Below are 6465 nucleotides of genomic sequence, written 5' to 3' on the forward strand. Positions count from 1 at the left end.
GTAAATATAAATCAGGATAGATTTTCTAACACACTCTTAGTAATACTAGTTTCTGCTCTTGTATAGTTATAAGTTTGGGGTTCAGCTAACTTGTAAGTTTTAAAGATTTTTTCTGCTCGTTCCCACAAGTCTGTATCTTCTCCATAGGAGATATTATTAAACCCATGCAAATCCAAAAATACCTGTCTTTTTCCAAAAAAAGTAGGACCTAAGACACATTCCCTTAAATTAATTGTTTTTCCTGGTTGAAAATAATCTGCTACCCAAATTTCTTCATCGCTTGCAAATCCTCCTTGAATCAAATCAATTTCTGGGTTAGCTTGCATGAATTGCAGCCGGGATTCTAAATGATTTGGTTGATAAGTATCATCACTATCGATAAATGTAATGTACTTGCCGAATGATGCTTGAATTCCAACATTTTTAGAGTAGGCTAACTTACGATTTTGATGTTTCAGATAACGAATATTCTGGAACTTCTGAAGATAAAGATTGACAATCTCAAAAGTATTGTCTTGGCTACCGTCGTCAACTACAATCAATTCCCAATTTGTAAAAGTTTGATTGATAACACTATCAATACAGTTATTTAAATATTTTGCTCGGTTGTAAGTACATAAAATTACTGATATTTCAGGCGTGTAGTCGAAAATTATACTACTCATTATTTTTCAGCTACGATACAAGTTGCGACGGGATAATCTGGATGAAAAGCGTCTAGTTCTTCGGGGGTTAATTCTTCAACGGCAATACCATGATAACTAGCTATGACAGTAATAGGATTGCCGTAAACATACAATTTCTGCTGAGAAAAATTTCTAAACATCCAGGCAAAAGCATCTGGTAAAGGTCGCCAATAGTCAACCGGGGTAGCATGAACTCGAATCGCATTTGGAACCATCGCAAAACATTTGCCACCAGGTTTTAACCAGGTATGGATATTTTCAATAGCAATCCAGGGTGCGTAACAATGTTCTAAAACATTAAAGATAATCACTGAATCTAAAGACTTTGGTTCGATTACAGATACATCGTGAACATCCCCCACTATATCTACCCCTGGCCCTGATTCTAAATTGAGAATCCGATAGGAACTACCTGGATTCATTTGATAGAAATCTTTATCTTTGGGAGTACCACCTATTTCCAAAATATTGCCAACTACTTGTGGATGAATATCGTCAATAAATTTCCGGAGATAGTAGCGATCCACAGGAGTTCCTCTTGTCAACCCAAATGCTTGACAAATAGGAACTGTTTTTTTCAAATCTCCCCAATCAATAGAGCCTGTGGCAGGAGATAATAAACCTATATTTTCTAGTTTTTCTACTAACTGGCAAAAGTCTTTGATATTCTGAATTTTTTCTAGGTCATCTTCTAATTGCAAATGAGCAAATAATTGTGGAAGAACTTGGTAAGTTTCTCGACTTAATGAACCAAGTTCAAACTGCATATCTTTTTCGATAAAACTCCGAAATCCTTTGCCATAAATTGTAATTTGGCTATCTGCTACAAATACTATGGCATTGGCAACTAAATCTGCATATTTATTGATTTCATCTATGACTTTATTGGCAGTTGGAGCTAATTTAATTTTTTGAAATATTTGATAGGCTTTTTCTAGAGAATGTTCGTGAACAAATATCTCCATTAAAGTCAACCATGATTTTGCCGGAATTATTTCCGCTTGTCTTTGGCTCCAAGCAAAAATAGCATACAGCTTGCTGTCATGCTGCTGTAAATAAGTGGTAGATATATATTGTTTAGCCATGCAATTAATTCCTCAAAATATTTGAAGACTTGAGGACAACTTGCGTATTATAAGCTATTTCTGGATTGCTCTCGGCAATAGTTCATTTGACAATATCCAATATGCCTTGATCTGCATCTAAAATCACCTGTACACCTACTGGTAATGCTGCATTTGGTGCTTCATGACCAAAGGGTAAATCCGAGACAACAGGAATACCCAAATCACCCAACCGATCGCGTAAAACTTCTTCCACTGTAAAACTAGGAATACCCACTGGCACTTCACATTTAGTAAAGCTACCCAAAGCGATACCACGAACTTTAGACAAAGCACCACACAGGCGCCACTGCGTCAACATTCTATCAATCCGGTAGGGTGCTTCTGTCACATCTTCAAAAGCCAGGATGACCCCATCTAAATCCGGTTGGATGGGTGTACTCAAAAGATGGGTCGCCACAGTCAGATTAGCTGGTAGCAAAATACCAGTAGCTACACCACCTCCCCAACCACAACCTTTGATAGGAGGAAGGGAATGTCCTTCCACCCAATCAAATAAACGTTGAACTGACCAATCTGGTTCGTCAGCGATCGTGGTTAACAAAGGCGCGTGTACACCAGAAATTCCCACCTGATAAAGACTCCACAGTAAAGCGGTAATGTCAGAAAAGCCGATCAGCCACTTGGGAGAAGAAATTGGGGAGATGGGGTGATGGGGTGATGGGGTGTAGACGCGCAAGCGGCTTCCCGTAGGGTAGGGGTGATGAGGAGAACTTAGAGTGAAACTCTCCCCACCTCCGGTTCTCCCCACCTCCGGTTCTCCCCACCTCCCCACTGTCCCTACTCCCCAACTCCAATTTTCCAAAACCCGCGTACTACCAAAACCACCCCTAGCGCAGAGAATACCGCGACATTCGGGGTCTTGCCATGCTAATGCTAGGTGGTGACAACGAGTTTCATCTTTACCAGCTAAATATCCCCATCTGTCATCTATATCTGGTATTACTTCTACTCGATAGCCGCGCGATCGCCAAATTTCTACTCCTCGTTCAAATGCTGTAAGTTCTCGCAAAGCACCACTAGGTGCAATAACTCGTAGTAAGTCACCAGGTTGGAGGGGTGGCGGAATGATAACTTGAGATTGCATTGATAAGTAGAGATGTTAAGAAGTAGATGGAATCACTAAGACAGTGAACCATAAAGTTATCACAAAGAAAATCTCAACATCAAAAGAATAATGAGAATTTAGTTGTTGGTTAGTGGTTGATTGTTGATTGTTGATGGTTGGTTGTTGGTTAATGGTTAGTGATTGTTAACCATCTCCAGTACCCACTCCTCACACTCCACGCCAGTCGCTCTTTGTTGGAAACCAACAAGACCGCGCTGGCTCCCCCACTCCACCCTTACGGGAAGCCAAGCCGCCCTCCGGACGTCTACGGGGGTTCGCATACCCTTACCTTAAGCCTATGAGCGCGTCTACGTGACCCAAAGCCCAGCCACTGCGGTGGACTCTTCTGCCGGCATAAAGGAGCCACTGCGCCCTTGGGAGTTCCAACAGTTGTAGCACGTGGCGTCACGTGGCGTCCAAGACTGCGACCCCCTCACCGTTGTTGCGTCTACACACTCCTTACACTCCCCACACCCTCTTCCTAAATTTTGAATTTTGAATTGTTTTCTCCCCATCTCCCCACCTCCCCTAATCCCCACTCCCTTGGGGGAGTGGGGGCCTCGAGTTACCCACCTCCCCATCCCCCTTTCCTCTTACTTAAAATGCTGCCTACTATTTCTACAATTCCTCTACGCCAGATGGCTTCTGGTGATTTTTTGTCACTGCAATTATATAAATTTACTGGTGCTTATCCAGGCAAGAAAGTTTACATTCAATCTAATCTGCATGGTGCAGAAATAGCTGGTAATGCAGTCATTCACCAATTAATTGAGTTTTTATTGACACTAGATGCTACCAATTTAATTGGGGAAATTTGGTTAGTTCCTGTTTGTAATCCGATGGGAACGAATACACGTATACATCACTTTTCTCCTGGTAGATACTGTCTTTATGAAGCCAAAGATTGGAACCGTATCTTTTGGGATTACGAAAAAGAAGCTGATGATTTAGCTATATTTGCTAAATCTCAACTTCATCTAAATTCGGAGGTCGTCAAACAAAATTATCTTGCCTTAATTCAGCAAAATTTTACTAAACTTTTAGAAAAAATTAATTCTCCTAGTAGCGTACCTTATACTGAGAAGTTTCGCTACAAACTACAATCTCTAAGTTTAGATGCTGATTACTTAATTGATTTACATAGTTCTACCAATCAAGGTTTAAATTACCTTTATTACTTTCCCAATCGAGAAGACAGCGCTAAATACTTTTTACTCAATTTTGGAATTGTACTTGATGAATATGATGGAGATGCTTTTGATGAAGCATTTATTAAGCCTTGGTTAGCATTAGAAAAATATTTAAAACAACTAGGAAGAAATATCAAATTTGATGTAGAAGCCTGGACACTTGAGTTAGGTATGGGTATGCAAATGAATCCTGATTCAGTAGCCAAAGGTATTTTAGGAATCAAAAACTATTTAGCATCCAAAGGAGTACTTAAAATTACTGGCTTTCCTTTAGCAAATAGTGAATCTCACAAAATGACGTTTAGAGCCAGAAGTCAAATTAAGAAATATTATGCTCCTGTCGGTGGAATGATTCAAGCGAGAGTTGAATTAGGCAGTGAAATTAAACCTGGAGACAAGCTTTATCAAATTTTGAGTTTTAATAAAGCAGGGAAGTTACCTCAGTTAACTGATATTTACGCTGAACAAGATGGATTAGTTTATGATGTTGCAACTAATCAAGCCGTAAATGAAGGGGAGTTTGTATTGGGAGTAATTCATTAAATATATATTTATGGAGATAGGAGTGTAGCGGTATAGGCGTTATGCAGAAATTTGATTCAGATTATTTCCCTTATACCAAATTGCGATAGTTAGTGTTGTTTGAGATTCCAGAAATAGCCTTTTAGCAAAGGCTCCCAATCTAAAATCCTGTTGGGTAAAATCCAAAATTGGTATTATACCCTCTCTATTGATAGATAGACAAAATTCAATAAAGGTACACAAATATATATATTCATAAATAAATATCTATCCTATAGGTAGTTTTAGATAGCTGGTACTAGGGTATTATTTAGTTTAGCTTTGTTAGTGATTCTTAACATTGTCTGAGCCAAATGTTTTGATATTTGGTGTGTGAAATGTATTTAGGTAGTTAAATATATTTAGTAGTAGATTAAACTTAAGCAAAGGCAATAGCTAAAAACGTCAGGGTGATTCTATGTTTCTTTTGTCTCTACACACTAAATTACTTCTTGCAAACGTAGAGTAAATCGGAGTCACAGGTGAATAGTAGTAATAATGACATCTTCTCTTTGGCAGGGGAAGTAATGATCCCACAGGCTCCTCCTGGTTTTAAATCAGGCTTTATCGGTATTGTTGGTCGTCCCAATGTCGGTAAATCTACGTTGATGAATCAGTTAGTTGGACAAAAAATAGCCATTACATCACCAGTAGCCCAAACTACACGCAATCGATTGCGGGGCATCTTAACCACAAAAGAGGCACAATTAATTTTTGTGGATACACCAGGAATTCATAAACCTCATCATCAATTGGGTGAAGTGCTGGTGCAAAACGCCAAAATAGCGATTGAATCTGTGGATGTGGTGCTGTTTGTGGTTGATGCTACAACTTTTTGTGGTGCAGGCGATCGCTACATTGCCGATTTACTGAGTCGCAGCAGTACACCTGTAATTTTAGGTCTAAACAAAATCGACCAACAGGTAGCAAATTCTCTGGCTATAGATGAAAGTTACACGCAGTTAGCAAGTACTCATCAATGGCAGACAGTAAAATTTTCTGCCAAAACAGGTACAGGATTGGGCGAATTACAACAATTACTCATTCAAAATATAGAACCCGGGCCTTACTACTATCCTCCCGACTTAGTCACCGATCAACCAGAACGCTTTATCATGGGCGAATTGATTCGAGAACAGATTTTGCTGTTAACACGCGAAGAAATTCCCCATTCTGTAGCAATATCCATCGATAAAGTAGAAGAAACAACAACCATTACCCGCGTACTAGCCACGATCCACGTCGAACGTGATTCTCAAAAAGGAATTCTCATTGGCAAAGGTGGTTCGATGCTAAAAGCTGTTGGTAGCGCAGCCAGAGAACAAATTCAAAAGTTAATTGCAGGCAAAGTTTACCTAGAATTATTTGTAAAAGTGCAACCAAAATGGCGTCAGTCGCGCATTCGTTTAGCAGAGTTTGGATATCGGGTAGAAGAGTAAAGTTAATTGTCAATTGTTGTTGGTTAGTGGTTAGTGGTTAGTGGTAAAAAACAACTACTAACCAATGTACAGACGTGCCATGGCACGTCTGTACAACTACCAACTACTATCTACTAACCACTAACAATTGACAACTGAGGGGGTGACAAGGGGGATGTAACTTAGGCTTGGCTTGCCTTTCACTTTAATGACTGCTGAAAAGATGAGAATTAATTGAGCGCGATCGCGCTTTGTGAAAATAGGAGTTTTGAGTGCTGATGAATAAGAAAAATCTTGCTGTTGCTTTTTATCTTTGAGGGCGTCCGTCACCTGAAAGGCTTGCCCTGCCACAAGTTGACTGCGGTTGTCACCCCCTCA

General features: G+C 39.7%; 7 protein-coding genes. 2 read left to right on the plus strand and 5 right to left on the minus strand.

The features are described from left to right. Nucleotides 1-11 precede the first annotated feature (11 nt). The 4 genes from UYI_RS0121020 to UYI_RS37730 form a co-directional block, all read right to left on the minus strand. Nucleotides 12-665: a glycosyltransferase family 2 protein gene (locus UYI_RS0121020; RefSeq protein ID WP_016868643.1), complete on the minus strand. Its 654-nt coding sequence runs from the start codon at nucleotides 663-665 to the stop codon at nucleotides 12-14. Then, nucleotides 665-1771: a class I SAM-dependent methyltransferase gene (locus UYI_RS0121025; protein ID WP_016868645.1), complete on the minus strand. Its 1107-nt coding sequence runs from the start codon at nucleotides 1769-1771 to the stop codon at nucleotides 665-667. The genes UYI_RS0121020 and UYI_RS0121025 overlap by 1 nt, the downstream gene beginning before the upstream one ends. An 82-nt stretch (nucleotides 1772-1853) precedes the next feature. Then, entirely contained in the window at nucleotides 1854-2897 is a 1044-nt protein-coding gene (locus tag UYI_RS0121030; protein ID WP_016868646.1) for a S66 peptidase family protein, read from the minus strand. A 155-nt stretch (nucleotides 2898-3052) separates the two neighbouring features. Next, nucleotides 3053-3199, minus strand: coding sequence for a hypothetical protein (locus UYI_RS37730; protein ID WP_016868647.1), 147 nt, complete (start codon nucleotides 3197-3199; stop codon nucleotides 3053-3055). Between the two features lie 321 nt (nucleotides 3200-3520). On the opposite strand from UYI_RS37730, the gene UYI_RS0121045 reads away from it, so the two are divergent. Continuing rightward, entirely contained in the window at nucleotides 3521-4651 is a 1131-nt protein-coding gene (locus tag UYI_RS0121045; protein WP_026086082.1) for a M14 family metallopeptidase, read from the plus strand. A 545-nt stretch (nucleotides 4652-5196) separates the two neighbouring features. Continuing rightward, a complete protein-coding gene (era, locus tag UYI_RS0121050; RefSeq protein WP_016868650.1) occupies nucleotides 5197-6108 on the plus strand; it encodes a GTPase Era in 912 nt (303 codons plus the stop codon). A gap of 120 nt (nucleotides 6109-6228) precedes the next feature. On the opposite strand, the gene UYI_RS0121055 is transcribed toward era, so the two are convergent. Beyond that, the gene (locus tag UYI_RS0121055; protein WP_016868651.1) at nucleotides 6229-6438 is read right to left on the minus strand and encodes a hypothetical protein; all 210 of its coding nucleotides are present in this window, start codon (nucleotides 6436-6438) and stop codon (nucleotides 6229-6231) included. Nucleotides 6439-6465: the final 27 nt, after the last annotated feature.

Origin of the sequence: Fischerella muscicola PCC 7414 (assembly GCF_000317205.1) — a bacterium.
Lineage (GTDB): Bacteria > Cyanobacteriota > Cyanobacteriia > Cyanobacteriales > Nostocaceae > Fischerella > Fischerella muscicola.

What these genes read in the sequence shown, in the direction of transcription:
- UYI_RS0121020 (WP_016868643.1), bottom strand. Translation starts at nt 665, where the DNA reads ATGAGTAGTATAATTTTCGACTACACGCCTGAAATATCAGTAATTTTA.
- UYI_RS0121045 (WP_026086082.1), top strand. Translation starts at nt 3,521, where the DNA reads ATGCTGCCTACTATTTCTACAATTCCTCTACGCCAGATGGCTTCTGGT.
- UYI_RS0121025 (WP_016868645.1), bottom strand. Translation starts at nt 1,771, where the DNA reads ATGGCTAAACAATATATATCTACCACTTATTTACAGCAGCATGACAGC.
- UYI_RS37730 (WP_016868647.1), bottom strand. Translation starts at nt 3,199, where the DNA reads ATGCGAACCCCCGTAGACGTCCGGAGGGCGGCTTGGCTTCCCGTAAGG.
- UYI_RS0121030 (WP_016868646.1), bottom strand. Translation starts at nt 2,897, where the DNA reads ATGCAATCTCAAGTTATCATTCCGCCACCCCTCCAACCTGGTGACTTA.
- era (WP_016868650.1), top strand. Translation starts at nt 5,197, where the DNA reads ATGATCCCACAGGCTCCTCCTGGTTTTAAATCAGGCTTTATCGGTATT.